Genomic DNA, 25,196 nt, shown 5'->3' on the forward strand with positions numbered 1-25,196 from the left:
CATGACAGCATGATCATGAAGATTTCTTGGGTTCATCTCAAATTTAATGAGTTTGTCTCAATACCCCGCCAGCCGGAGAATCCCCTTCATTCATTCAAGCATGCTGAAGGGACAAGACATGGCACTGGCACATAACCTGGGCTTTCCACACATCGGCCGTGACCGCGAGCTGCGTGCCCGCCACTGGCAGGTGCAGAAAGACGCTGGCATCGAGCTGCTGCCGGTCGGCGATTTCGCCTGGGACAGCCACGTGCTTAGCGCAGGCGATCAGCCGTTCATTCTGAACTGGGAACCACTGTTCGATGAAGTGGAGCACGCCAAGGCACTGGGTCATGCAGTCAAGCCGGTAGTGATCGGCCCCTTGACCTACCTGTGGCAGGGCCAGACCCTGGGCGGTGACTTCGACAAGCTGGAGCTGCTTGACCGCCTGCTGCCCGTGTATGACCAGCTCCTCAACCGCCTGGCCGCGCTGGGCGTTGAATGGGTGCAGATCGATGAACCCATCCTCGCTCAGGCGCTGCCCCAGGACTGGAAAAACGCCTATGAACGCGTCTACAACATCCTTCAACGCGCACCGTTGAAGAAGCTGATCGCCACGTACTTCGGTGGCCTGGAGGGCAACCTCGGCCTGGCCGCCAACCTGCCGGTCGATGGCCTGCACGTCGATCTGGTTCAGGCGCCCGAGCAGTACCAGACCATTCTCGACCGCCTGCCGGCCTACAAGGTCCTGTCGCTGGGCCTGGTCGACGGTCGCAACGCCTCGCCCTGCGATCTGGGCAAGACCCTGGGGCTGCTGCACGAAGCCCATGAACGCCTGGGTGAGCGGCTGTGGTTGGCGCCGGCCTGTTCGTTGCTGGAGAGTCCAGTGGATCTGGCTGTGCAGAAGTGCCAGGAAGTGGCGGTGCTGGCCGCTTCGCTGGAGCAGACCCGAGCCGCGGCTTGATCATTTGCTGCCTGTGCCGGCCCTTTCGCGGGTAAACCCGCTCCTACAACGGCCTGCGCCCGATCACCGATGTGTGCCCACCACCAGTGTAGGAGCGGGTTTACCCGCGAATACGGTGGCGGCTGCAACGGTGAACGACGGGTGGGAATTGGCCAGCAGGCCCGGCCCTTTCGCGGGTGAACCCGCTCCTACGACGGCCTGCGCCCGATCACCAATGTGTGTCCACCACCAATCTGTGTAGGAGCGGGTTTACCCGCGAATACGGTAGCGGCGGCGACGGTGAACGACGGGTGGAAATTGGCCAGCAGGCCCGGCCCTTTCGCGGGTGAACCCGCTCCTACGACGGCCTGCGCCCGATCACCGATGTGTGTCCACCACCGATCAGTGTAGGAGCGGGTTTACCCGCGAAGAGGCCGGGCCTGCTTGAATCAATCAGCGCTCGATGGCCAGCGCCACCCCTTGTCCACCACCAATGCACAAGGTCGCCAGGCCTTTCTTGGCATCCCGTTTGATCATTTCGTGCAGCAGGGTCACCAGCACCCTGCACCCGGAAGCACCAATCGGGTGGCCCAGGGCAATCGCCCCTCCATTGACGTTAACCCGCGCGGCATCCCATGCCAGCGCATTGCCCACGGCCAGCGCCTGGGCGGCAAAGGCTTCGTTGGCTTCGATCAGGTCCACTTCGGCCAGTTGCCAACCGGCCTTGTCCAGGCAACGCTGGGTCGCCGAAACCGGACCAATGCCCATGATCGCGGGGTCTACCCCGGCACTGGCGTAGGCGGCGATCTTCGCCAGTACCTGCAAGCCCAAAGCCTCGGCCTTCGCTGCGCTCATCAAAAGCACGGCGGCGGCGCCGTCGTTCAGGCTGGAGGCATTGCCTGCGGTGACGCTGCCGTCCTTCTTGAAGGCCGGGCGCAGTTTGGCCAGGGACTCGGCGGTGGTGTCCGGGCGTGGTTGCTCGTCACGGGCAAAAACCTTGGGCTCTCCCTTTTTCTGCGGCAGCACGATGGGGGTGATTTCAGCGTCGAAACGGCCAGCCTCGATCGCTGCCACTGCCTTGCGCTGCGATTCGGCAGCAAAGGCATCCTGCTGCTCACGGCTGAGGCCGTACTTGTCCACCAGGTTTTCGGCAGTGATGCCCATGTGGTAGTCATTGAAGGCATCCCACAGGCCGTCCGTGATCATGCTGTCGATCAGTTGGCCATGGCCCATGCGCTGGCCGGTGCGGGCCGAGGGCATGACGTAGGGGGCAAGGCTCATGTTCTCCTGGCCACCGGCAATCACCACTTCGGCATCGCCACAGCGGATCGCCTGGGCGGCCAGGTGCAGGGCCTTGAGGCCCGAGCCGCAGACCTTGTTCAGGGTCAGGGCCGGTACGCTGAAAGGCAGGCCAGCCTTGATTGCTGCCTGGCGTGCCGGGTTCTGACCGGCACCGGCAGTGAGCACTTGGCCGAGGATGACTTCGTCGACCTGCGCCGGGTCCAGCCCGGTTTGTTTCAGCAGTTGCTTGATCACGGCGGCGCCGAGGTCGACCGCAGGCACTGTGGCCAAGGCGCCCTGAAAGCTGCCGATGGCGGTACGGGTTGCGGCGACGATCACCACGTCGTTCATGTTGTTGTTCTCCGTGCAATGGGCGTAGTGCCGCCAGCATCGGCGGGTTTGGCTTATTTGTTAAGTTTGTTTTTCTTTCTGATTGATGTGAAAAGCAAATCAATGGCTGGCGAAGGTTCTAACCAGCCAATCTGGATTTCCTGCAGCCATGACCCTCCTGCACAGACGAACTCTGGTTTTGCATCCCTCTGATCACCCCGTAATATGTGTCGGATAACCTGCGGGGGTAGTCTCACCCTCTGATCAATCGGAATCGCCCCAAGCGGCGCTTTCCTGGCATAAACCTGACGAGGTACAGACATTGGCCATCATTCATCCTAAGGTTCGCGGTTTCATCTGCACCACGACTCACCCGAAGGGCTGCGAGCTCAACGTCCGTGACCAGATCGAAGCCACCCGCAAGCTGGGCGTACGCGAGGATGGCCCGAAGAAGGTCCTGGTCATCGGTGCTTCCAGCGGCTACGGCCTGGCTGCCCGCATCACGGCGGCCTTCGGCTTCAAGGCCGACACCCTGGGCGTGTTCTTCGAAAAACCAGGCACCGAGACCAAGGCCGGCACTGCTGGCTGGTACAACGCTGCCGCCTTCGACAAGTTCGCCAAGGCCGAGGGCCTGTACAGCAAGTCGATCAACGGTGACGCCTTCTCCGACGAAGCCCGCGCCAAGGTCATCGAGCTGATCAAGAACGAAATGGGTGGCAAGGTCGACCTGGTCATCTACTCGCTGGCTTCGCCCGTGCGCAAGCTGCCGCAGACCGGTGAAGTCATTCGCTCGGCACTCAAGCCGATCGGCCAGCCATATAAGTCGACCGCCATCGACACCAACAAGGACACCATCATCGAGGCCAGCATCGAGCCGGCCACCGAGCAGGAAATTGCCGACACCGTCACCGTCATGGGTGGCCAGGACTGGCAGCTGTGGATCGATGCGCTGGCTGGCGCCAATGTACTGGCCGAAGGCGCTCGCACCGTGGCCTTCAGCTATATCGGCAGCGATATCACCTGGCCGATCTACTGGCACGGTGCACTGGGCCAGGCCAAGCAGGACCTGGACGAAACCGCCCTGCGTCTGAACCAGAAGCTGGCCGGTGAAGTGAAAGGCGGCGCCAATGTGGCGGTGCTCAAGTCGGTGGTTACCCAGGCCAGCTCGGCCATCCCGGTGATGCCACTGTACCTGTCGATGGTCTTCAAGATCATGCAGGAGAAAGGTGTTCACGAAGGCACCCAGGACCAGCTCGACCGCATGTACCGCGACCGTATGTACCGTACCGACGGTGCGCCGGCAGAGGTCGACGAGAAGGGGCGCCTGCGCCTGGACGACTGGGAACTGCGTGACGACGTGCAGAACGCCTGCAAGGCCCTGTGGCCACAGGTGACCACCGAGAACCTGTTCGAGCTGACCGACTATGCCGGTTACAAGAAGCAGTTCCTCAACCTGTTCGGTTTCGAGCGCGCTGACGTCAACTACGACGAAGACGTGGCCACCGATGTGAAGTTCGACTGCGTCGAGCTGTAATCGGATCAGCCTGCACCGGCCTCTTCGCGGGTGAACCCGCTCCTACAGGTCTCCACCCCTGTAGGAGCGGGTTCACCCGCGAAGAGGCCGGTACAGGCTACAAAATATTTGCTAGTTTTGGCGCACAACGACAGGGAATGCGCCATGAGTAGCCTCACCCAACCTGCTACCCCATTTCGCCACCCCGCGGCCGACGGCTACCGCCTCGGCGGCTTCTGCTGGCGCCACGCCCAACCTGACCCCCAGCGCCCGCTGGTGATCATCAACGCTGCCACTTCGGTACGCTGCCGCTATTACGCCCGCTTTGCCGACTACCTGTTCGCCCACGGCTGCGATGTGCTGACCTACGACTACCGTGGCATCGGCGAATCCCGGCCGGCGTCGCTGCGTGGTTTCCAGGCCTCCTGGAGCGACTGGGGCCGGCTGGATTTCGAAGCCATGCTGGCGCATGCGGCAGCGCATTTTCCAGGTCAGCCGGTGGACGTGGTGGGGCACAGTTTCGGCGGTTGTGCAGTAGGCCTGGCACCGTCGGCTGGCCTGATCCGTCGGGTCGTGATGGTTGGCGCGCAGTTCGCCTACTGGCGCGACTACGCGGCCAACCAGCGCTGGCAGCTGTTCGGCAAGTGGCATGTGGTCATGCCGCTGTTGACCCGGGTATTCGGCTACTTTCCCGGCAAGCGCCTGGGTTGGCTGGAAGACACGCCATACGGCGTGGTGCACGACTGGAGCACGCGTACCCCACGTTATGAGCACCGCCCCAGCGGGCGGGCGTTGGCGGCGCTACCGTTCGCCCAGGTGCGTGCGAAGACGCTGGCCATCAGTCTAACGGACGACCCTTTCGGGACCGTAGCGGCAACCAAGCGTTTGTTGGGTTATCTGCAAAGTGCCGAGCGCCAGCACCTGCGCATTGCACCTGTGGATATCTCGGTCGAGAAAATTGGCCATTTCGCGTTCTTCCATGACCGGTTTCGCGAAAACCTGTGGCCGGTGGCCTTGCAGTGGTTGCGGCAGGGGAGGCTGGAAGGTGGGGGGCCTGGCACCATTATCGATTGATGGTGGGTGCTGGATCGTGGGGCCGCAAAGCGGCCCCGGCAATCTCAAGCCTTGCGCGCAAGCGGCTGCGCAGCGAACTTCACGCCCGCCAGTCCGTGTTTGATCAGTGCACGGATGTTGCCATGGTCGCTGCCCTCAGGCGTGGCCACCACATCACGGTAGTGCTCGCCGAAGGCCAGCAGCGCTTCCTGGTCGCTCAGCCCTTCAAGCAAGGCCAGGCCCAGGGTTTTGCACGAACCTTCGTTCTGCCCTGCCGCATTCTCCACGCCGCCGTTGTTGAAGGCCTGTGGCTGGTAGCTGTAGTTGTCGGCAATGAACGCCAAGGTATCGGCAAATACATGTTGGCCGCTGGCCAGGCTTGCGCGCAGGGTATTCAGGTCAGTCACGAGGTTTTCCTTTTTCGAACGCCGCTTGTTGTTCGGCGCTGGCTTCTTTCTGGTATTGGGCTTTCCACTCGGCGTAGGGCATGCCGTACACCGCTTCGCGGGCATCATCCAGGCTCAGGTCCAGCTGACGCTCGTCAGCGGCGGCCTTGTACCACTTGGACAGGCAGTTGCGGCAGAAACCGGACAGGTTCATCAGGTCGATGTTCTGTACATCGGTGCGCTTTTGCAGGTGTTCGACCAGGCGCCGGAACGCGGCGGCCTCGAGCTCGAGCTGTTGCTGTGGGGTCATGGTCTTCTCTCAAGTCATGCGGTTCTTCAGGTGGCGGCCACCGTTGATGACCACCTGGCTGCCGGTGCTGTACTGGCTGGCGAGCAGGTACTTGACGGTCTCGATCAGCGGGCCGGCGCCGGGTTCGAACTCCAGCAGGGCCTTTTTCAGGGTTTGCTGGCGGTAGGCGTCGTCACCCCCTTCCTTGAGGATCAGCAGCCCAGGCAGGATACCGTTCACACGCACCTTGGGCGCATATTTTTCGGCGAATGACAGCACCATGTTCTGCAGCGCGGCCTTGGTGGCGGCGTAGCCGATGTGGCTTTTACTGCCGCGCGAGGAGGTTTCGTCGCAGATGTGGATGATGTCGGCCTTTTCCACCTTGGCCAGCAGGTCGCCCAGGGCCAGGTTGAGGTGGTAGGGCGCTTCGACGTGCAGGCGGAACATGGTCTCGAGGTTGTCGAGGCCGTCGTCGAGCCATAGCGAGGCGTTGTGGATGATGGCGCGCAGTCCGTCGTAACGATCGTGCAGGTGATCGATCAGCGCCTGGCGGTCGCCCGCCTGGCACAGGTCGGCCTGAAACTGCACGATGTTGGGGTGGGCTGCCTGCGGCTGGATGCTGCGGCTGGCACTGACCACCGTATGGCCGGCCTGTGCCAGTTCGAGGGCCAGGGCCAGCCCGACGCGCTGGCTGGCTCCGGTAACGAGAATGGGGCTGTTCATGTTCGGGGTGGTCAACTTGTCTGTCCTTTGGTTGCCACCCAGCATACCCGAACTGTTTCCCTGTTGTATGGCCTGGCCTCAGCGGCTGCGCAAGGCGCCGGCAGTGGCCGGGGAGGCATGCAGCCAACTGGCTAGCAGGCGGGTGGACAGCGGGATGAACAGGTACACCATGACCGGCGTCAGGGCCAGGGTGCTGAGCAGTACCCGGGGCACGAGGTCGAGCGCCGTCAACCAATGGCCGAACACCAGGTTGAAGGCCAGCGAAACTGGGAAAAACGCCAGCCAGATGGCCACGGCCTGCTTCCAGCGTGGCGGTTTCTGCACCGTGTTGGTGCCGAACCAGTCGTCGATACCGCTAACGCGCGCCTCTTTGGGGCGTTCGAACAGACCGTTGCCGCGTTGTAACCATGCGCGGCGAGAGGCGGAGTGCTCCCAGGCATGCAGCGTCGGCTCGTCGCTGAAGCGGAAGATGATCTGAAATTCGTCGCCATCCCGGGGCGGGGCAAGGATGCCCGAGCCGAGGTAGCCAGGGAAGTCGGTGGCCAGCTGTTCGCCTTCGTGCAGCCAGGCCAGCAGGTCCTGGTAGCGGCCATGGGCGGCGCGGCGCGACACCATGAGGGTGACGGGTGGGGTAGACATTGTGTATCTCCTGGCAATGGGGCTGGCGGGTAGCTGGCCCTTTGGCTGTGTGGCCCGGGGTGGTGGGCGACGCAGTCGTGCATGCAAGAATCGGGCACGCATTATCGCGAAGTTGCGTTCCTCGGCAACTATCAGCTGGCAAACGGTGGGTCCAACAGACCGACACAGTCGTAGTAAGCTATGTGCACAGTTTTTACGCACTCAGGGTACTTCGTGCAGATGAACGAGCAGGGACGTAAACCGGTGATCGATGCGAGTTTCGAGCAGCAGGAGCTGTTTCCGATTCGTGAAGTGTCACGCTTGACCGGTGTCAACGCCGTGACCCTTCGCGCCTGGGAACGCCGTTATGGGCTGATCCAGCCCATCCGTACCGACAGTGGTCACCGCCTGTATTCCCTGGCTGATATCGATGAAATCCGCCGTATCCTCGGGTGGCTGGAGCGCGGCGTGGCGGTCAGCAAGGTGGGCAGCATTCTTGCTCGCGGACATGCTCTCTCCGGGCAGGCTGGCGGCGCGGTGGACGCCTGCCTGCGCTGGCAAAACCAGATTCGCCTGGCGGTACAACACTTCGATGTGGAGAGCCTGAATCGCCTCTATGACGAGGTGTTCGCGGCCAGCACCCTGGACCAGGTTTTCGCCGATGTGTTCATGCCGGTTTGGCATGACATGGTCGTTCGGCAAGGCGGCTATGGGCAGGCCAGCGAATGGCTGTTCTATGACCAGTTCCTGCGCGGTCGGGTTTTCGCCCGTTTGCAGCTGGCCCGTGTGCCGTGTAGCCGCACTGTGCTATTGGCGCCATTGCCGGGGCAGTGCCATGAGCTTGAATTGCTGGTAACCAGCCTGATCCTGGGTAGCGATGAAACACGCGTGATCCCGCTGGCGAACGGGCAGCCGCTGCAAGAGCTTGCGCTGGTCTGCGAACGGCTGAAGCCGGACGCTTTGGTGCTGTTTTCCCATCCGTCGCCCACAGTAGAACTCACCCGGCACCTCAAGCGCCTGGCGTCGATGCTGGAATGCCCGTTGTTACTGGCCGGTGAAGCGGCGGAAGCGGTACAGGACAGCCTGGCTGGCAGCCCTGTAGCCTGCCTGGGCGCGCAGGGCAGTGTGATGCGCCAGCGCTTGCGGCAGTTTCTGGCCCGTCAGCTCGATACTTGAGTGTGCAGCTCGGGGTGGGCGTGGCGGTGGGCCTGGAGGATGTAGTCGCGCAGGCGTTCGATTTCTTCGGCCGGGCTTTGGCCGAGGTCATAGGCAGCCAGGTCCGTGCCGATGCGCCGTCCCAACACGCCATGCAGTTCGATCGGGGTGATGCCGCCCGGGGCGAAGCGCAGCTCGAAGCGGGTGGGTGCTGTTGGCAAATCACGGACTTCCAGCAGCACACCTTTGAAGGAAATCTCGCGCACCCACAGGCCGCTTGCCTCGTCATGGGCATTGAGCAGTGCGCTCGGCTGGTCCAGCGACAAGCGCCATGGGCGCAGCATGGGGCCGTCTTCGTAGATTTCCGGTGAGCCCAGCTGCAGGTGCAGGGCGTGGAACTCGTCCTCTACCAGCTGCAGCGGAAAACTGATCTGCTGGTTGTTGAACTGGGCCTGCAAGGTCACCTGCTCGTTAGCCACCAACCGGGTGAGCAAGCTTTGTATGCGGCGGTCGCCATTGACCAGCAGGCTCGACATAGTGTCAGCCAGGTTAAGTTGCGGCGAATGCTGCATGTTCTGTATGAAATCCAGCTCGTCCTGGGTCAGGAGCGCGTCTGCTTGCATAATCGAACTCGGTGGTGGCGATTTCTTCAACGGAATTGACCGTGCGTGGCGGACTTGGTTCAGGCGCGTTCGTCGGGTTTCGGACGAGCGCGCAGTTCTGCCAGCTCCCGTTCCAGTTCGACCTGGCGGCTGACGTCCTTCTGGATGCCGATGAAGTAGGTGCGCTGGTCGAAGTCGCTCTTCACCGGCGTGATCGACAACTCGTTCCAGAAGGCGCTGCCATCCTTGCGATAGTTGCGCAGCACTTCGCGACATGGGCGGCCCTCGGCCATGGCCTTGCGGATGCGTGCGCGGCCAAGCTGGTCACGGTCGTCACCCTGCAGGAACCGGCAATCCTGATAGAGAATCTCGTCACGGCTGTAGCCAGTGAGGCATTCGAAAGCGGCGTTCACGTAGATCAGGATGGTGTCGTCGCCTTCCTTTTCGGCAACCACGATGCCGTCATTGGACGCATCGACCATCGATTGCAGCAATTGCGCGTTGATCATGTCCGGGCCATTGGTAAAGAAAAACGGAAGATGGCGACGTGGGTAACGGCGGCCTTTTGCCAGCGTTGAATGCTAGTATCCTACGTTTTCACTCAGTTTCGGAATCCTCTACCCGATGAAAGTCGCCATTATTTCCGGCTCGGTCTACGGCACCGCCGAAGAAGTCGCCCGTCATGCTGAATCGCTGCTCAAGGCGGCGGGGTTCGAGGCCTGGCATGCTGCGCGTGCCACCCTTCAGGATCTTCAGGGCTTTGCCCCCGACGCCTTGCTGGCCGTGACCTCTACCACCGGCATGGGGGAGTTGCCGGACAACCTCATGCCGCTGTACAGCACCCTTCGTGACACACTGCCCGCGGCCTGGCGCGGCCTGCCTGGCGCGGTGATCGCCTTGGGCGACTCCAGTTACGGCGATACCTATTGCGGTGGTGGCGAGCAGATGCGTGAGCTGTTCGCCGAACTGGGCGTGCGCGAAGTGCAGCCAATGCTGCGCCTGGATGCGAGCGAGACGGTGACCCCGGAGGCGGATGCCGAGCCTTGGCTGGCTGAGTTGGCGAGCGCACTGAACGCCTGACCCGGCACCTGTGCAGGCGTGTTAGCCGAGGGGCTCGCGCAACAAGGCCAACCACGCCTGCGCCGCCCGTGACAGGTAGGCGCCGCGTCGCCAGATAAACGCGATATCCCAACGCAAATCCTCCTGCGCATTCAACGGCACACGCACCACCCCGGGGCGCTCCAGCGCTTTTGCCACCACCCGGGGCAGCATCACCACGCCCTGGCCCGCCGCCACCAGCGCCGCCAAAAAATCCGCCTGGCCGCTGCGCCCGCCTTCCTTGGGGGTGAAGCCCTGCTGCTGGCACGCCTTCAGCAGCCGGTCGTTGAGCACGAAACTGCGCTGGTACAGCAGAAACGGTGTGTCGGCCAGTTGCCCCAGGCCCACGGCGTCCAGGCCCGCCAGGGCATGGCCAGCCGGCAGCAAGGCATCCAGTGGTTCGTTGCAGAAGGGCTGGTAGTCGAATGCCTCGTCGGTGGGCGTCAAGCAGCCGCCCAGTTCCAGTTCGCCACTTCTGACGGCCTGTTCGACGCTGCGGCTGCCGCCTTCAAGCAGCTGGATGGCGATGTTCGGATGGCGCCGCCGGTACTCGGCGAACAAGCCGGCGAACAACGTGTCGCTGCCAAGCATCGGCAAGCCCAGGCGTAGTTCGCCACGCTCCATCTGGCTGAGATCGTCCAGCTCGTTGAGCAGCGCCTGGCGCTGGCGCAGCAGGGCTTCGCCACGCTCCAGCACGATGCGCCCGGCAGCGGTCAGGTGCAGGTGCGACGCCTGGCGCTCCAGCAGCGGCTGGCCCACATCTTGCTCAAGCTGGGCCACCTGCTTGCTTACGGCCGACTGGCTGATGTGCAGTGTCTGTGCCGCCTGGGTAAAGCCGCCGCGGTGGACCACTTCGATAAAGCTGCGAAGTTGTTTGAATTCCATTGCTTCGATTCCATTCTGGAATGGTAGGCAGTCTAACAATTCGCTTCTGGCCTAGACAGCCAAATCTTAAAATGAGGGCCTGTCGAGGAACCCCGCCATGAATCCTGCATTATTGAAAAAAGCCCTGCGCCTGCTCGTCGAGCTGGCGGTTATCTGTGCCCTGTTCCTGCTCGGTGGCCAGATTGCCAGTTGGCTGGGCTGGCCGATCCCCGGCGGTGTGATGGGCCTGGCACTGCTGTTGATACTGTTCGCTTCGGGTGTGCTCAAGCCGGCCATGCTGCAATTGGGGGCCGGCTGGCTGATGGCTGAGATGCTGTTGTTCTTCATCCCGGCGCTAATGAGCCTGCTCGACTATGGCGCACTGATCCGTGAAGAGGGCTGGCGCATCTTGCTGGTGATCGCCGTGAGCACGCTGATGGTGATGATAGTGACCGCCATGACCGTTGAGATGGTGTGCCGCTGGAGGCTGCGCCGTGAGCCTTGAACCCATGCCGCTGTTCTGGTTGGCCTTGACCTTGCTGGCTTACCTGGGCAGCCGTTGGTTGTATCGGCGTAGCAAGCGCTACCTGCTGTCGCCGTTGATCCTGGTGCCGGTGTTGCTGCTGGGTGTGGCCGTGCCGCTGCATACGGCCTATGCCGAGTATGCGCGCAACACCCACTGGTTGATGGGTGTGCTCGGCCCGGTGACTGTAGCTTTCGCGGTGCCGATCTGGCAGCAGCGGGCCATGCTGGCGCGTCATTGGCCGGCCCTGATGGTGGGCATGGTAGCCGGCAGCAGTGCCTCGATCGCCAGCTCCTGGGGGTTGGCGCACCTGTTGGCGCTGGACAGCGCAACCAGCCTGTCGCTGGTGCCGCGCTCGATCACCACGCCATTTGCCATGCCCCTGGCCCATGACCTGGGTGGGGTGCCAGAACTGACCGCGGTGTTCGTGATGTTCACCGGCGTGCTCGGTGCCATGTTCGGCGGTGTGCTGTTGCGTTGGCTGCCGCTGCGTACGCCGTTGGCACGGGGGGCGCTGTTCGGTGTTGGCGCGCATGGTGCCGGGGTCAGCCGGGCGCAGGAAGTGGGCCGTGAGGAAGGCTCGGTGGCCGGCCTGGTGATGGTCCTGACCGGGCTGCTCAACCTGTTCGCGGCGCCTTTGTTGGCCTTGCTGCTCTGACCGTTCGTGCCACTGACTCGCTCAGTCATCAAGCTGGCTGGCAACGCAAGTTCCAGCCAATGGGCTGCTGGCTAGACTTTGCGTCGACATAGAGAGCACATGTAAGTGCCGAGGTGACATGCAATGACCGCAGCCTTGCCCTATTCCGCCAATACCCCTACACCGGGACCCATCTGATGCCTATGGCCGAGATTCCATTGTGCGTCTGGCGTACCCGGGCACAGAGTTTCATGTTCCGGGGCCAGAGCATCCGCTACTGGACCGCAGGGCAAGGAGAGCCTCTGCTTCTGTTACACGGTTTCCCCACCGCCAGTTGGGACTGGCACTACCTGTGGGGCCCTCTGAGCCAACGTTTCCGGGTGATCGCTTGCGACATGCTCGGCTTTGGTGATTCGGACAAGCCCGTCGATCACACTTACAGCCTGATGGAGCAGGCAGACTTGCAGCAGGCATTGCTTGCCCATCTGCAGGTCGCGCAGCCCGTGCACCTGCTCGCCCACGACTATGGCGGCAGCGTGGCTCAGGAACTGTTGGCGCGACACCATGAGCAGCGTGCCGGCATCGCCAGTTGCGTGTTTCTCAACAGCGGGCTGTTCCCCGAAAGCTGCCGCATGCTACTGATCCAGAAGCTGCTGCTCAGCCGGTTTGGCTGGCTTGTCGGGCGCTCGTTCGGGCGTGACGACCTGGTGCGTAATGTGATGCAGGTGTATGGCCCCTGCACCCATCCCAGTGAAAGCGCGCTGGATGATTTCTGGAGCCTGATCGCTGCCAACCGGGGCACGCGCATCCTGCACAAGCTGGTGGGTTACATGCCGGAGCGCAGGTTGCACCGCGAACGCTGGGTCGGGGCGATGCAACGAAAAGGCGTGCCGCTGCGCTTGATCAATGGCGTGGTCGACCCGCTTTCCGGCGCGCACATGCTTGAGCGCTACCGGCAACTGGTGCCGGAGCCGGACACCGTGCAGTTACTGGGCATTGGCCATTACCCGCATACTGAAGCGCCGGTGCAGGTGCTGCGCCACTACCTGGCCTTTCGTGAGCAGCTGCTGAGCTTCTACCCGCCGAAGGTGGCGTGGTCATGACGAGACTTTGAGCGGACAGCCAGGGTACATGTTCAGACGCCAAAAAAAAGGCCGCTGCAAGCCGCAGCGGCCAATCGAGACGTCAGATCAAGGAGCTTCAAAATCTACGTCGGTGAACCTGGCAGGCTTGCAAGGCGGGGGGGGAGAGCCCTTCAAGCCGGCCAGTGAGTCAAGAATAAGCGCTTGATCCGTCAGGAAAAATAGCTTCTGTCGACATTCACCGTTACGTTTCAGGCAACAGTGCCAAGTGCTGGGTAAGCTTCCCTGCGCTATTGCCTTTATCATCCGTTCACTCTGCTGCTTCGGTAATTTTGGAGCACAGTTCATGTCTTTCGATTTCAATCTTGGCACCCCCGATCTCGGTGAAGGGTGCCCAGATGCACGCTCTGTGAAAGAACAGGTGAAGGCCATGATGGCTCACGCCCAGGAGCTGCAACAACTGATGGCTACGGTTGTGCAACTGGCCAGCCTGATCCCCGAGGCTCATCGACAACAGTTCACCGAGCAGAAGCGTTTACCGTTGGCGGTTGTCGAGTCGCTTGTGCCGCAAAGGCAGGCGGTTCTTGACCGGTGGTGGGAGCAACAGTCCAGATTAAGTACGAAGCCACTTACGCTGGCGTCCCATTTGATCCAGCTGATGTTTGCTGAAACGCGCCTCAAGGCCCTTACGTTCAAGGCCTGGGAAGCCGGTATCGAGGCCCTTGAGCAGGACGGGGACATAAACAAGCATGAGGTGTATCTGGTTGCCGGAGATTTGCGCTTTCGCTTGCCGGGTGTCGTTGCCAGCAGTCATGACCTCGAACAGAACCCCGACGCACCTGCGGATTTTCTGGTCTACAGCCTGGCCAGCGGTTGCTGGTTCGACACTGAACGCGCGCGCGCAGCCCGTGAGCTCGCCCCTGCCTTTGCTGAAGGCAGCCCGTTGCGTTGGCTGTTGTCTTCGCAAGAGCGGGCGGCGTTGTCTACAGAGGGTTTGACACTCGATTTCGTGCCGCTGCAAGTGCCACTTCACAGGTATTTCATCCGTGATCTACGAGCTATCCAGCTTAAGGCCACCCAGCGCAGCCTACGGGTCAAGGTCGACGACGCGCGGCGTCTGGCCCAGCTCGACAGTGCGGCTCGGCTTGAGCCTCTGGTGGCTGCGCTGCAGAAACGTGCGACGCGGCATGTGCGAGCTTACCGCACCAGCCTGCTGCCCGAATGGCGGCGGTTCATGCAGGGCGAGGAACTGCAAGCCTATCGACATCTGGAAGATGACTTGCAGGTGAAGGAGAAGCGTTGCGCCGAGCGTCTGGCGCAATGGCGCGACCTGCGCAGCTTCGCCAAGAAACAGGTCAAGCAAGCCCTTGGCCTGGATATCGACCCCGAGCAGGTACGACTGCGTGTCAGTCACGTCGATGACCCTGAGCAGGCGATGAAGTACACCCTGCTCGATTGGGCGCTGAGTGGTGGCTACAGCGGGGGCCAGCTCAAGGTCGAAGTCCTGGGGGAGCGGCACCGTTCATTGTTGGGGAATATCTCTATCCAGAGCGTGATCGAAAAACTGGATTTGCGCGTGAACTACGTCAAACAGATCCGTACGCTCTATGACGACGCTTTGACCATGGCCGCACTGTGTGAGGTGCTTGATGCGCGGCTGGCGCTGGCCAATCAGGCCGCTCGTCATCAGGGTTTTCACACAGCGGCGTTCGATCTGTTGCACCACGCACGCCTGGGGAAAATGCAGGCCAATGTCATCAGCGCCGGTCTGGTTTGCCTCGATGGTGCGCAAACGCCCTTGAAGGACCTGCTGTGCCTGGTGCAGGGCGATCAGTACCTGCTCTATGCCCCTGGGGCGCCGGGAGGCGATTTTCATCTTTTCGACTCACTCCAGGAAATGGCGCTCGAAATCGGTAGCTGGACCTTGTTGCCGGTAGGCAGTAAGTACCTGCTGGGGCAATGCTCGCGGGCCCAGCATGATTCGCTCAAACGCCATTTGCGCAAGGTCGAGATGCTGCCCACCGACTGGTCCATGCACAGCGTGACGCTCGCGCCGATCAAGTCGCAGCAGTGGCCGGATGTGCTCAATGCTCTTGCCAGGCGCAAGATCATTGCCCTGATCGAGGATCAACAGGCCACCACGCCAAGCTGGTTCATCAAGGCCAGTCGTACCGAGCAGCAGGCACTGGTTGATACCGACCAACTGCTCAAGCTTGCGCAGGCCAGGTACCAGTCGCTGATGAAGATGCCGAGTTTTCGCACCTTCGCCCATCGACAGGTGACGGAAAAGATCAATTCATACCCGGGCAATCGCGGCGGCCCGATCAACCCGGATCAGGTATTGATAGCGCTGGAAGAGGATGCTTTTCGCACACTGACGCAGACCGTCATCAAAGGGTACCCCACGTATTACAATTTTTCCGGCTTTGCCCGCATCACCTCGGCTAACGGCCAGGATATCTCGCACCTGAGCCCGGCGCTGCTGGGGAGCTACATCCGTGCTGCCGACCTGGGCAGCAAGTACATCGAAGAAGTGAAAGCGCAGTTACTCGACCGCTCCAAGCCGGAATATGAAAGGCTCAGGCAGTGTTATCGCACGCTCTTTGCTTTGAAGATCAGGCGTGCCGTGCTCAGCGAGAAACTTCAGGGCAGCTTGTCGGGCCGCCATGCGCAGTGGCTGGAGTCGGTGATCGACACTTTTTCGGGAACCTCGATCGACGCGGCGTGCAGCCTTTATCCGTTGTGGATGGACGATTGCCCCGTCCAGGGTGCCTACCTGCTGAAACATGCTTGGGACCGCGAACTTGAGCCCCTGGTCTATCTGCCGGAAATCGCACAAGGCCCCACGCTGCGGACCCTCAGCGAGCTGGCAAGCACCTGGCGTGAGCACGACTTGGCAGGTTATTGCCAAGACCGCGTGCCGTTATCGAGCCAGTCGCGCTTGAACGCATTGATCGAAGAGCAACTGCGCGCCGGAGATGGCATTGGGGTGGTGCTGGATGCCGTCGCCCGAGGCAGGGGAGTGCGGCCGCCGATAGGGGAGATCGGGCATATCGGGGATCCTGTCCAGGACCTTGAAAAACGTATCAGGCGGATGATCAACGAAGCCGCTGAAGACAGCGCCGGTGCTGCCGAGCGTATTTCGGCCGTGGTGGTGGAGTGGGGGATCGTACTGGCAGGCATCCTCTGCGTGCCGTTTCCGCCGGCGGCCATGGCCGTCGGGCTGTTCTGTGCGGCCAGGTCCTTTGTCACCGGGGCCATCGCGTGGAGCGATGGCGACCGCTCTGCCGCCTTGCTGTCGTTCGCGGCGGGGGTTGCAGGAACGGTGGCTTCCACGGGGGTTTTGGCGCGGCTGTTCGGTGCCGCGCAGAAATACATCACCGTACTTTCCCGGGCAGAGGTGTCGCAGCCCACGGCCTTCTCGCGTGTGATCGGGCGGCTATGCGATGACTACAGCGATTTGGTGAGCGAGGTGGCACCCGCCCTTTATGACGGCTTCTCTCAGGAACTGCTCTGGCTCGTCGAGGAGGAAACACAAGACGTCGAGGCGCAGTGTGGGTTGCCCGCGTAACCCATGCGCCAGCTCACGGTTCGTGCGGCCGTGAGCAGGCGCTGCGCCGCCGGCCCATGTTCATCGGCATGGAAGATCGACGTCGGCCCGACCACGGTCATCACCGCGGCGATCTGCCCCATGGCGTTGAATACCGGCGCCGACAGCGCATCCACCCCCGGCATCAGCAGGCCATGCACATGGTGCAGGCCCTGTTCGCGGATGCCGGCCAGCAGTGTGTGGTAGTCACTGGCGGTTTGTTGCAATGCGGCCAGTTCCCTGTCGCGCAGTTCCTGGGTTTCTCGCTCGGGCAGGTAGGCGGCGAATACCAGCCCGGTGGACGAGCTGAGCAACGGCAGCACCGAACCGATCTGGGTCACCACGGTGACCGCGCGCACGGCAGGTTCGATGCTTACCACCGTGGCCCCCTGGTTACCCCACACGGCGATGAAGCAGCTTTCGTTGAGTTCATCTCGCAACTGCGACAACGGCATTGCCGCCACCTTGAGCACATCGATGCTGCCCAACGCCGCCAGCCCCACCCGTAATGCCTCACGCCCCAGCCCGTAATGGTTGGTGGCCGCATCCTGTTCGGCAAAACCACTTGCGATCAGCGCCTGCAGGTAGCGATGCACTTTGCTCGCAGGCATCTGCACGTGCTCGGCCAGGCGTGATAGTGACGTCGAGGGTGAGAGTTCAGCGAGGGCCTTGAGGATATCGGTGCCGACTTCCGCCGAGCGGACCTTCTGCTTGCCGGTGTCGGTGGAGGCGTTGGCTTTGGCCATGGGAGGGGAGGTTCCGGGTTTATCGTGTCGCCTTTATAGCTTGACGCCTTGAACGGAGCAAATTACGTTATTCGTAATCTGATTACGATAAAAACAAAACCCGGAGGCATCGATGAACCGCGACACGTCGCCCGACCTTCACTACCTGAGCGGCTTCGGCAACGAATTCGCCAGCGAAGCATTGCCCGGGGCGCTGCCTGTCGGGCAGAACTCCCCGCAGAAGGCCCCGTATGGCCTGTATGCCGAGCTGCTGTCGGGCACGGCGTTCACCATGACCCGCAGCGAGCTGCGCCGTACCTGGCTGTACCGCATTCGCCCTTCTGCCTTGCACCCACGCTTCGAGCGCCTGGCGCGCCAGCCGCTCGGCGGGCCACTGGGTGGCATCAACCCCAACCGCCTGCGCTGGAGCCCGCAGCCGATTCCTGCTGAACCGACCGATTTCATCGAAGGTTGGCTGCCCATGGTTGCCAACGCCGCAGCGGAAAAACCGGCTGGCGTGAGCATCTACATCTATCGCGCCAACCGGTCCATGGAACGGGTGTTCTTCAACGCTGACGGTGAGCTACTGCTGGTGCCGGAACAGGGTCGCCTGCGTATCGCCACCGAACTGGGCGTGATGGAGGTCGAACCGCTGGAAATTGCGGTGATCCCACGTGGCATGAAGTTCCGCGTCGAACTGCTCGACGGCCAGGCCCGTGGCTACATCGCGGAAAACCACGGTGCGCCGCTGCGTCTGCCGGACCTGGGCCCGATCGGCAGCAACGGCCTGGCCAACCCCCGCGACTTCCTCACGCCCGTGGCCCACTACGAAGAAGCCGAAGGCCCGGTGCAACTGGTACAGAAGTTCCTGGGGGAACACTGGGCCTGCGAGCTGCAGCACTCGCCACTGGACGTTGTGGCCTGGCATGGCAGCAACGTGCCGTACAAGTATGACCTGCGCCGCTTCAACACCATCGGCACGGTCAGCTTCGACCACCCGGACCCCTCGATCTTCACCGTGCTCACCTCGCCAACCAGCGTGCATGGCATGGCCAACATGGACTTCGTGATTTTCCCGCCACGCTGGATGGTGGCCGAGAACACCTTCCGTCCGCCATGGTTCCACCGCAACCTGATGAACGAGTTCATGGGCCTGATCAATGGCGCCTACGACGCCAAGGCCGAGGGCTTCCTGCCGGGTGGTGCCTCGTTGCACGGGGTGATGAGTGCCCATGGCCCCGACGCCGAAACCTGTGAAAAGGCCATTGCCGCTGACCTGGCGCCACACAAGATCGACAACACCATGGCCTTCATGTTCGAGACCAGCCAAGTGTTGCGCCCGAGCCTGCAAGCCCTTGAATGCCCGCAATTGCAGGCCGACTACGATAGTTGCTGGGCGACTTTGCCGAGCACCTTCAACCCGAACCGGAGATAACCCATGAACCACTCTGCCAATGCCCGTAGCTGGGTCGAGCACGCCAACGGGCACAGCGACTTCCCCCTGCAGAACCTGCCATTGGGCATCTTCAGCCGGCCGGGTGAAGCCAGGCGCTGTGGCGTGGCCATCGGCGACGCGATCCTCGACCTGGAGGCGGTGCTGGCCGCCGGGCTGTTCGACGGGGCGGCCAAGGCCGCCGTTGAAGCCACCCGCGGCGGGGCTCTGAACGCATTCTTCGCTTTGGGCCGCAACGCCCGCGTAGCCCTGCGCGAGCGTTTGCAGGTGCTGCTGGGCGAGCACAGCGAACACCAGGCAGCCCTGAAGCCGGCGCTGCTCCCGGCCAGCGACTGCCAGCTGCACGTGCCAGCGCAGATCGGTGACTACACCGATTTCTACGTTGGTATCGAGCATGCGAAGAACGTGGGCAAACTGTTCCGCCCCGACAACCCACTGCTGCCCAACTACAAGTACGTGCCGATCGGTTATCACGGCCGCGCCTCCACCATCCGCCCGTCCGGCACCGACGTGCGTCGGCCCAAGGGTCAGACCCTGCCGGCCGGGCACACCGAGCCGAGCTTCGGCCCTTGCGCTCGTCTGGACTACGAACTGGAACTGGGTATCTGGATTGGCCAGGGCAATGACATGGGCCAGGCAATTCCGGTAGGTGATGCCGCCGAGCACGTAGCCGGCCTGTGCCTGCTCAACGATTGGTCGGCGCGCGATATCCAGGCTTGGGAATACCAGCCACTGGGGCCGTTTCTGTCCAAGAGCTTCATCACCACCATTTCGCCCTGGGTGGTCACCGCCGAAGCGTTGGAGCCGTTCCGCTGTGCTCAGCCGGCACGCCCCGAAGGTGACCCGCAGCCGCTATCGTACCTGCTGGACAAGCGCGACCAGGCCAGTGGTGCATTCGATATCGAACTCGAAGTGCTGCTGCTGACCGAGCGCATGCGTGAACAGGGCATTGCCCCGCACCGCCTGACCCTGAGCAACACCCGCAGCATGTACTGGACCGTGGCGCAGCTGGTGGCGCACCACAGCGTCAACGGCTGCCAGTTGCAGCCAGGTGACCTGTTCGGTTCGGGCACGCTGTCGGGCGCCACGCCGGGATCGTTCGGTAGCCTGCTGGAGATCACCGAAGGCGGCAAACTGCCGGTCGAGCTGGCCAGCGGCGAGGTGCGCAAATTCCTCGAAGACGGCGACGAAATCATCCTGCGTGCCCGTTGCACACGTGACGGCGTAGCCAGCATCGGTTTCGGTGAATGCCGCGGCACGGTCATCGCAGCCAACTGAGGAGGCAGGGGTATGGAGCTGTACACCTATTACCGTTCCACCTCGTCCTACCGGGTGCGCATTGCCCTGGCACTGAAGGGGCTGGCTTACCAGTCCCTGCCGGTCAACCTGCTGCAGGGTGAGCAGCGCGGCGAGGGCTATGTAGCCGTCAACCCGCAGGGCCGCGTACCGGCCTTGCGCACCGACGGTGGTGAGGTGCTGGTGCAGTCGCCGGCGATCATCGAGTACCTGGAAGAGGTTTATCCACAGCCTGCGTTGCTGCCGGCCACAGCCGAGGCACGGGCCAAGGTACGTGGGGTGGCGGCCATCATTGGTTGCGACATTCATCCGCTGCACAACGTCAGTGTGCTCAACCGGCTGCGCCAGGCCGGTCAGGATGAGGGGCAGGTCAACCAGTGGATCGGCCACTGGATCAGCCAAGGGCTCGCGGCAGTGGAGCAACTGATTGGCGATCACGGTTTCTGCTTTGGCGATACGCCAGGGCTGGCGGATGTGTATCTGATCCCGCAGTTGTATGCGGCCGAACGCTTCAACATCGACCTCGCCAGCTTCCCGCGCATCCTGCGGGTTGCCGCACTGGCGGCCGCGCACCCGGCGTTCGCCAAGGCCCACCCCGCCCAGCAGCCGGACAGCCCGGCTCAGTGAAGTGAACGGTTCGCCGCCGGAAGCTTGCCGATTCGCTCGGACAGCTTCAGGCGCTGGACCGGGTCTTCCGTCAGCAGCAATGCATGCTCCAGGTCGAAGCGCTCGGCCTGCGGGCAATCCAGATGATGGTAGAGCGAGGCGCGGGTCATGTAGTCGCTCACCTGCACTGGGCCCAACTGCATGATCCGCTCTGCATCGATCAAAGCCGCCAGGTGGTTGTCGTTACTGATGTGCAGTTGGCGCAGGTTGCGTGACAGGCGTTGCAGTATCTGCAGCGGGCTGGCGCTGCGAAGGTGCTCGGCTGTCAGCGCCAGGTGCGGGCCGAACTGGCGCGCCAGCAATTCTCGGCAGTCGCTGGGGTATAGGCGCCGGCCGCCACAGGGATCGAGCAGGTGGTCGGCACCCGGCACGCGCAGCAGGAAATGGCCAGGGAAGCCCACACCCTCCAGCGGTATGGACAGGCGCCTGGCCAGTTCCAACGCGAGGATGGCCAGGGTCAGTGGTTGGCCGCGGCGGCGCTGCAGTACCTTGTCCATCATCGCCGCATGGGGGCGCAGGGGGTGATATTCATCCTGCTGAAAGCCCAGTGCATTGAGCTGGCGCAGCAATGGCTGGGCCAGTTCGCATAGGGGAAGCATCGGCAGGTTGGCGCTTATCTCGCGCTGCAGGTCGTGCAGCGCAGCAAGGCTGGCCGCGGGCTCGACACCAGGATCGTGCTCGGCGGCAATCCACAATGCGGCTTCCAGCAGGTCGACAGGCTCGCGTTCCAGGCAGGCCAGGCAGGCTTGACGTGGCTTCATGGGGCATCTCCACACACGTTTGAGTATTAGCCGTGGCGCGTGGTTTCGTCCAGTGGTCCGGCGGCGGCGTCAACGCCGAGGCCATGCCTATACTGGAAGGAGCACCTCGCAGGGGAGCCAGTCGATGTTCGCGCTGATGCAAAGCACCCGTACCCAGTCACTGCACCTGTTCAATGACCCGCCTACGGGCCTGAAAGCCGTTGTGGCAATCCACAGTGAGCATTTGGGCCCGGCCATGGGGGGGTGCCGCTACCTGCCTTACGCCGATGACGAAAGCGCCATGACTGACGCGATTCGCCTGGCCCAGGGCATGAGCTACAAGGCAGCACTGGCCGGCTTGCCGATGGGAGGTGGCAAAGCGGTGATCATGCGCAACCCGCATGTGGAAAACCGCGCCGCGCTGTTCGAGGCCTTTGGCCGCTTCATCGATACCTTGCATGGGCGCTTCATTATCGCCGTGGACAGTGGCACCTCTACCTTGGACATGGACTGCATTGCCCACAGCACGCCCTACGTGACCAGCACCACTGCGTCGGGCGACCCATCGCCACATGCGGCGATGGGGGTGTTCGCGGGCATACGTGCCACAACCTCGTTCCGGCTGGGCAGCGATGACCTGAGAGGCTTGCGGGTAGCGGTGCAGGGATTGGGCAATGTCGGTTATGCACTGGCGGAGCAATTGCATGCGGTGGGCGCGGAGCTGCTGGTCAGCGACCTGGATCCGGGGCGTGTGCGACTGGCGATGGAGCAGTTCGATGCCAAACCGGTGACCAACGATGCGTTGATCAGTACCCCTTGCGATATCTTTGCACCCTGCGGCGTGGGCCCGGTACTGAACGGGCAGAGCGTGATGCAACTGCGTTGTGCGGCAGTCGCGGGGGCGGCCAACAACCAGCTGACCACCTTGCAGGTGGCGGACCAGCTGGAGTCGCGCGGTATATTGTATGCACCTGACTACGTGATCAATGCCGGTGGGCTGATCTATGTAGCACTCACCCACCGTGGCGAAGACCAGCGCACCATTACTGCGCACCTGGCGCGGATCCCTTCACGGCTGACCGAAGTGTTTGGCCATGCGCAGGCGGAGAAGCGTTCGCCGGCAAGGGTGGCGCAGATGTTGGCGGAGCGGTTGTTGTATGGCTGAAGGTTGATGATGGGGTGGGCCACTTCGCGGGTGAACCCGCACACCTCCAGCGATATCACTCGGCAGCAGTACCCTCAAGCAGTTCGGCCAACGCATCCGGCTGGTTTTTGAACGCCCGGGCGAACACATCGCGGTTCTTCGCCATGTAAATTCCGGCTTCCTCGACCTGTTGCTCGCTCAGCGACGGCACCGCCTTGTGCAGCACTTCGGCCAGGCGCTCGGCCAGTTCGAGCATCTTGTCGTGACGGTCTGCTTCGGCCTTATCCATGAACAAGCGCTCCGGGTCGCGGCTGCTGCGGTACACCACTTCGACGGCCATTCATCACCTCTATGCCTTTTTGCTGGTTGCGTTGCGATTTACTGTATCTATATACAGTAATGGCAATGCCGGTTGGTTCGCAAGCAGAAATTGTAGCGTGGCATAGACCGAGCGCTGCGGGTGCGCCTTTGCCAGGAACCATTTTCTAGAAACGGATGTAGGAACGGGCTTGCCCGGGAATGGGGTGGCGGCTGCGACGGTGAATGACCGGGAGATATTGGCCGGCAGGTCCGGCCTATTCGCGGGTGAACCCGCTCCTACAACGGGTTTGAGCTGCGCCCCGGATGTTGGACATAAAATCCAACATCCGGGGCGCAGCTCAGTTTTTGGCGACACCACCGATTGACGAATGCGGTGGCGGGTTCGACGGTGAATGACCGCGGGATATTGGTCGGCAGGTCCGGCCCTTTCGCGGGCACGCCCGCTCCCACAGGTACTGTGCAAGTCTTGACGACTGTGGTGACCCTGTGGGAGCGGGCGAGCCCGCGAAGAGGCCGGCCCTTCCGTCACATTAACCAGCCTTAGTGCGAAGTCCTGGGCTCAGCGGGCATCTGCACCTGAACCAGTGCCGACTCAAGCAGAGCCCGCAGCGCCTCCAGTTCATGCATCGTGCCACGCCTCAAGGTGCCTTGCGGCAATCGGTCGCCTTCCAAGACAGGGGCTTGGCCCTTTAACTGCATGGCACAAGCGTCACATCAGCGACGCATCATCCTTAAAGACGTATCGGGGAATGGAACATCGTGAACATCAAATGGGCAGAAAAACTGCGCAAGGGCCTGCACGGCTCGGCCGACTCGCTGGGCAACCTGTGCGTCGAGGCGTTCCATTACCTGGCGCTGTTCGGCATTGGCGCCATCACCGCCTACGCGGCAGTGGTGACGTTCCTGGACATGCTGGGCAAGGGCGGGATCAGTGTCGATGACATCCTGCTGTTGTTCATCTACCTGGAGCTGGGGGCGATGGTGGGGATCTACTTCAAGACCAACCACATGCCGATCCGCTTCCTGCTGTACGTGGCAATCACCGCACTCACTCGCCTGCTGATCGGCGATGTTTCGCACCACAAGGCACCGGATGAAGGGCTGCTGTACCTGTGCGGCGGCATCCTGCTGCTGGCGTTCTCGATCCTGGTGGTGCGCTACGCGTCGTACCGCTACCCCTCGACCAAGGTGCTGGACGCCAACGGCAAGGCAGTGGAGGAGGGCAAGTAGCCCTCAGTTGGCAACGAAATGGCGCGGCTCGTGGCGGGCGTCACGGGTCAGCGCGGCCAGCACTTGCAGGGGGTTCTGGCTGAGTTCGATCGCAAGGCCCAGGCGGATGCTGTCGATCACCCGTTGCAGGCGCACCGGGTCGTTGCGTTGGGCCGGGGTGATGAGGCGTTTGGCGACCACGCCGGCGTCGTCGGACAGGGTCAGCATGATGCTGCCGTCGAGGTTGGCAATGCTCAGGTTCACCCGGTATTCGGGGGCGAATGCAGCACTGATTCGTTCGAATGGGTTGTTCATGGTCTTGCTTCTGCGGTGAGTGATGCAGAGGTTGACCGGGACGTTCGCACGTTGGTTCAGCGCCATTGATCGGCACAAACGAAAACGCCCGGCTCAAGGCCGGGCGTTTTGCATTGCCGATCAGGCGTCCGGGTCACTCAGTTCCAAGGCGCCGCGCTTGCTGCGCAGTTTGCCGTAGAAGTGCTCCAGCGCGTGATTGAGCTTGGTGGCGGCACCGTCGACTGCCTGGTCCAGCGAACTGGCGGTGTGGGTCACGGAAATCGGTTGGTGGCCTTTCGGGCGAGCCTCCATCTGGCAGCGTTTGTCATGCGGTCCGGGCTTGACGCCGTTCTCGTCGCGCAGGTGAACCTCGATGCGGGTGAGGTCTTCTTCGTAACGTTCCAGCGAGTTCTGCAGTGTGCTGCGGACCCACTGGTCGAGCCGGGCGTTACCGTCGAAATCGTTGCTGCTGTTGACCTGGATTTGCATGATTCAATCCTTATTCAGCTTGCTCGCATGGAGACGCGCCTAGGCCCTTGAGACCCTTGGAATTTCTGCGCCTCTTGACTCTAAGGTCAGGCAACTGCGGAATGAATTCAAGCCCTTTTTGAAAATAAATTTCTTGTTGCAGATTGGCTGACTGCGGCATGCCGCTCCGTCGGCCAATCGGCTGGCGGGTTCTG

Annotated in this window: 27 protein-coding genes; 14 read left to right on the plus strand and 13 right to left on the minus strand. The window is 62.3% G+C overall.

What is annotated here, in order from left to right; genetic code table 11:
- The first annotated feature begins 118 nt into the window (after positions 1-118).
- Positions 119-943 carry a 5-methyltetrahydropteroyltriglutamate--homocysteine methyltransferase gene (locus tag FQ668_RS05530; RefSeq protein ID WP_026031930.1) on the plus strand — a complete coding sequence of 275 codons (825 nt, stop codon included), beginning with the start codon at positions 119-121 and terminating at the stop codon, positions 941-943.
- A gap of 432 nt (positions 944-1,375) precedes the next feature.
- On the opposite strand, the gene FQ668_RS05550 is transcribed toward FQ668_RS05530, so the two are convergent.
- Positions 1,376-2,554: an acetyl-CoA C-acetyltransferase gene (locus FQ668_RS05550; protein ID WP_019438398.1), complete on the minus strand. Its 1,179-nt coding sequence runs from the start codon at positions 2,552-2,554 to the stop codon at positions 1,376-1,378.
- 301 nt (positions 2,555-2,855) lie between these two features.
- Between FQ668_RS05550 and fabV the strand changes: the two genes are divergently transcribed.
- Together fabV and FQ668_RS05560 are read left to right on the plus strand one after the other, a co-directional pair.
- On the plus strand, positions 2,856-4,067 hold the full coding sequence (fabV, locus tag FQ668_RS05555; protein WP_003251642.1) for an enoyl-ACP reductase FabV: 1,212 nt from the start codon (positions 2,856-2,858) through the stop codon (positions 4,065-4,067).
- A 144-nt stretch (positions 4,068-4,211) separates the two neighbouring features.
- Positions 4,212-5,120, plus strand: coding sequence for an alpha/beta fold hydrolase (locus FQ668_RS05560; protein WP_019436975.1), 909 nt, complete (start codon positions 4,212-4,214; stop codon positions 5,118-5,120).
- 44 nt (positions 5,121-5,164) lie between these two features.
- Here the strand turns inward: FQ668_RS05560 and FQ668_RS05565 are convergent, their stop codons facing one another.
- From FQ668_RS05565 to FQ668_RS05580, 4 genes are read right to left on the minus strand one after another with little or no spacing between them, the layout of a single operon-like run.
- The gene (locus tag FQ668_RS05565; RefSeq protein ID WP_003251646.1) at positions 5,165-5,506 is read right to left on the minus strand and encodes a HopJ type III effector protein; all 342 of its coding nucleotides are present in this window, start codon (positions 5,504-5,506) and stop codon (positions 5,165-5,167) included.
- Positions 5,499-5,795 carry a DUF1244 domain-containing protein gene (locus FQ668_RS05570; RefSeq protein WP_010955294.1) on the minus strand — a complete coding sequence of 99 codons (297 nt, stop codon included), beginning with the start codon at positions 5,793-5,795 and terminating at the stop codon, positions 5,499-5,501. The genes FQ668_RS05565 and FQ668_RS05570 overlap by 8 nt, the downstream gene beginning before the upstream one ends.
- 9 nt (positions 5,796-5,804) lie before the next feature.
- The gene (folM, locus tag FQ668_RS05575) at positions 5,805-6,542 is read right to left on the minus strand and encodes a dihydromonapterin reductase (protein ID WP_010955293.1); all 738 of its coding nucleotides are present in this window, start codon (positions 6,540-6,542) and stop codon (positions 5,805-5,807) included.
- 33 nt (positions 6,543-6,575) lie between these two features.
- Positions 6,576-7,136, minus strand: coding sequence for an antibiotic biosynthesis monooxygenase (locus FQ668_RS05580; RefSeq protein ID WP_019436974.1), 561 nt, complete (start codon positions 7,134-7,136; stop codon positions 6,576-6,578).
- A 219-nt stretch (positions 7,137-7,355) separates the two neighbouring features.
- Here FQ668_RS05580 and FQ668_RS05585 point away from each other — a divergent pair, with 219 nt between their 5' ends.
- Positions 7,356-8,291, plus strand: coding sequence for a MerR family transcriptional regulator (locus FQ668_RS05585; protein WP_019436973.1), 936 nt, complete (start codon positions 7,356-7,358; stop codon positions 8,289-8,291).
- Here the strand turns inward: FQ668_RS05585 and FQ668_RS05590 are convergent.
- Both FQ668_RS05590 and FQ668_RS05595 read right to left on the minus strand, forming a co-directional pair.
- A complete protein-coding gene (locus FQ668_RS05590; RefSeq protein WP_014592345.1) occupies positions 8,276-8,893 on the minus strand; it encodes a hypothetical protein in 618 nt (205 codons plus the stop codon). The genes FQ668_RS05585 and FQ668_RS05590 overlap by 16 nt on opposite strands.
- 59 nt (positions 8,894-8,952) lie before the next feature.
- Positions 8,953-9,381 (minus strand): PAS sensor domain-containing protein, encoded by a 429-nt coding sequence (locus FQ668_RS05595; RefSeq protein ID WP_014592344.1) that lies wholly within the window; start codon positions 9,379-9,381, stop codon positions 8,953-8,955.
- Between the two features lie 115 nt (positions 9,382-9,496).
- Here FQ668_RS05595 and FQ668_RS05600 point away from each other — a divergent pair, with 115 nt between their 5' ends.
- Complete coding sequence (locus FQ668_RS05600; RefSeq protein WP_003251656.1) at positions 9,497-9,952, plus strand: flavodoxin; 456 nt, start codon at positions 9,497-9,499, stop codon at positions 9,950-9,952.
- 21 nt (positions 9,953-9,973) lie between these two features.
- Here the strand turns inward: FQ668_RS05600 and FQ668_RS05605 are convergent, their stop codons facing one another.
- Positions 9,974-10,855 (minus strand): LysR family transcriptional regulator, encoded by an 882-nt coding sequence (locus FQ668_RS05605; RefSeq protein ID WP_014592342.1) that lies wholly within the window; start codon positions 10,853-10,855, stop codon positions 9,974-9,976.
- Between the two features lie 97 nt (positions 10,856-10,952).
- Here FQ668_RS05605 and FQ668_RS05610 point away from each other — a divergent pair, with 97 nt between their 5' ends.
- From FQ668_RS05610 to FQ668_RS05625, 4 genes are all read left to right on the plus strand, one after another.
- Entirely contained in the window at positions 10,953-11,339 is a 387-nt protein-coding gene (locus FQ668_RS05610; protein ID WP_014592341.1) for a CidA/LrgA family protein, read from the plus strand.
- Complete coding sequence (locus FQ668_RS05615) at positions 11,329-12,015, plus strand: LrgB family protein (RefSeq protein WP_014592340.1); 687 nt, start codon at positions 11,329-11,331, stop codon at positions 12,013-12,015. The genes FQ668_RS05610 and FQ668_RS05615 overlap by 11 nt, the downstream gene beginning before the upstream one ends.
- A gap of 176 nt (positions 12,016-12,191) precedes the next feature.
- Positions 12,192-13,097 carry an alpha/beta fold hydrolase gene (locus FQ668_RS05620; RefSeq protein ID WP_019436972.1) on the plus strand — a complete coding sequence of 302 codons (906 nt, stop codon included), beginning with the start codon at positions 12,192-12,194 and terminating at the stop codon, positions 13,095-13,097.
- A gap of 325 nt (positions 13,098-13,422) precedes the next feature.
- Positions 13,423-16,647 carry a hypothetical protein gene (locus FQ668_RS05625; protein ID WP_019436971.1) on the plus strand — a complete coding sequence of 1,075 codons (3,225 nt, stop codon included), beginning with the start codon at positions 13,423-13,425 and terminating at the stop codon, positions 16,645-16,647.
- On the opposite strand, the gene FQ668_RS05630 is transcribed toward FQ668_RS05625, so the two are convergent.
- Complete coding sequence (locus FQ668_RS05630; RefSeq protein WP_019436970.1) at positions 16,578-17,411, minus strand: IclR family transcriptional regulator; 834 nt, start codon at positions 17,409-17,411, stop codon at positions 16,578-16,580. The two genes, FQ668_RS05625 and FQ668_RS05630, sit on opposite strands and share 70 nt — an antisense overlap.
- A 112-nt stretch (positions 17,412-17,523) precedes the next feature.
- Here FQ668_RS05630 and hmgA point away from each other — a divergent pair, with 112 nt between their 5' ends.
- Genes hmgA through maiA form a run of 3 tightly spaced genes read left to right on the plus strand, consistent with a single transcriptional unit; the run spans position 17,524 to position 20,766 of the window.
- Positions 17,524-18,825 carry a homogentisate 1,2-dioxygenase gene (gene hmgA / locus FQ668_RS05635; RefSeq protein ID WP_019436969.1) on the plus strand — a complete coding sequence of 434 codons (1,302 nt, stop codon included), beginning with the start codon at positions 17,524-17,526 and terminating at the stop codon, positions 18,823-18,825.
- Between the two features lie 3 nt (positions 18,826-18,828).
- Positions 18,829-20,121 carry a fumarylacetoacetase gene (fahA, locus tag FQ668_RS05640; RefSeq protein ID WP_019436968.1) on the plus strand — a complete coding sequence of 431 codons (1,293 nt, stop codon included), beginning with the start codon at positions 18,829-18,831 and terminating at the stop codon, positions 20,119-20,121.
- A 12-nt stretch (positions 20,122-20,133) separates the two neighbouring features.
- Entirely contained in the window at positions 20,134-20,766 is a 633-nt protein-coding gene (maiA, locus tag FQ668_RS05645; RefSeq protein WP_019436967.1) for a maleylacetoacetate isomerase, read from the plus strand.
- Here the strand turns inward: maiA and FQ668_RS05650 are convergent.
- Positions 20,760-21,566 carry a SirB1 family protein gene (locus FQ668_RS05650; protein ID WP_019436966.1) on the minus strand — a complete coding sequence of 269 codons (807 nt, stop codon included), beginning with the start codon at positions 21,564-21,566 and terminating at the stop codon, positions 20,760-20,762. The genes maiA and FQ668_RS05650 overlap by 7 nt on opposite strands.
- A gap of 124 nt (positions 21,567-21,690) precedes the next feature.
- Between FQ668_RS05650 and FQ668_RS05655 the strand changes: the two genes are divergently transcribed.
- Positions 21,691-22,710, plus strand: coding sequence for a Glu/Leu/Phe/Val dehydrogenase dimerization domain-containing protein (locus tag FQ668_RS05655; protein ID WP_010955279.1), 1,020 nt, complete (start codon positions 21,691-21,693; stop codon positions 22,708-22,710).
- A 55-nt stretch (positions 22,711-22,765) separates the two neighbouring features.
- Here FQ668_RS05655 and FQ668_RS05660 read toward each other — a convergent pair whose 3' ends face one another.
- Positions 22,766-23,029, minus strand: a complete 264-nt coding sequence (locus FQ668_RS05660; protein WP_014592333.1) for a YebG family protein — start codon at positions 23,027-23,029, stop codon at positions 22,766-22,768.
- A 740-nt stretch (positions 23,030-23,769) separates the two neighbouring features.
- Between FQ668_RS05660 and FQ668_RS05670 the strand changes: the two genes are divergently transcribed.
- The gene (locus FQ668_RS05670; RefSeq protein WP_003251685.1) at positions 23,770-24,240 is read left to right on the plus strand and encodes a phosphate-starvation-inducible protein PsiE; all 471 of its coding nucleotides are present in this window, start codon (positions 23,770-23,772) and stop codon (positions 24,238-24,240) included.
- A 3-nt stretch (positions 24,241-24,243) separates the two neighbouring features.
- Here the strand turns inward: FQ668_RS05670 and FQ668_RS05675 are convergent, their stop codons facing one another.
- Together FQ668_RS05675 and FQ668_RS05680 are read right to left on the minus strand one after the other, a co-directional pair.
- The gene (locus tag FQ668_RS05675) at positions 24,244-24,534 is read right to left on the minus strand and encodes a DUF3509 domain-containing protein (RefSeq protein WP_026031873.1); all 291 of its coding nucleotides are present in this window, start codon (positions 24,532-24,534) and stop codon (positions 24,244-24,246) included.
- A 120-nt stretch (positions 24,535-24,654) separates the two neighbouring features.
- Positions 24,655-25,002 (minus strand): HPF/RaiA family ribosome-associated protein, encoded by a 348-nt coding sequence (locus FQ668_RS05680; RefSeq protein WP_014592331.1) that lies wholly within the window; start codon positions 25,000-25,002, stop codon positions 24,655-24,657.
- Positions 25,003-25,196: the final 194 nt, after the last annotated feature.

This window comes from Pseudomonas sp. Kh14 (genome assembly GCF_900291005.1).
In the GTDB taxonomy this organism is placed as follows: Bacteria; Pseudomonadota; Gammaproteobacteria; order Pseudomonadales; family Pseudomonadaceae; genus Aquipseudomonas; species Aquipseudomonas alloputida.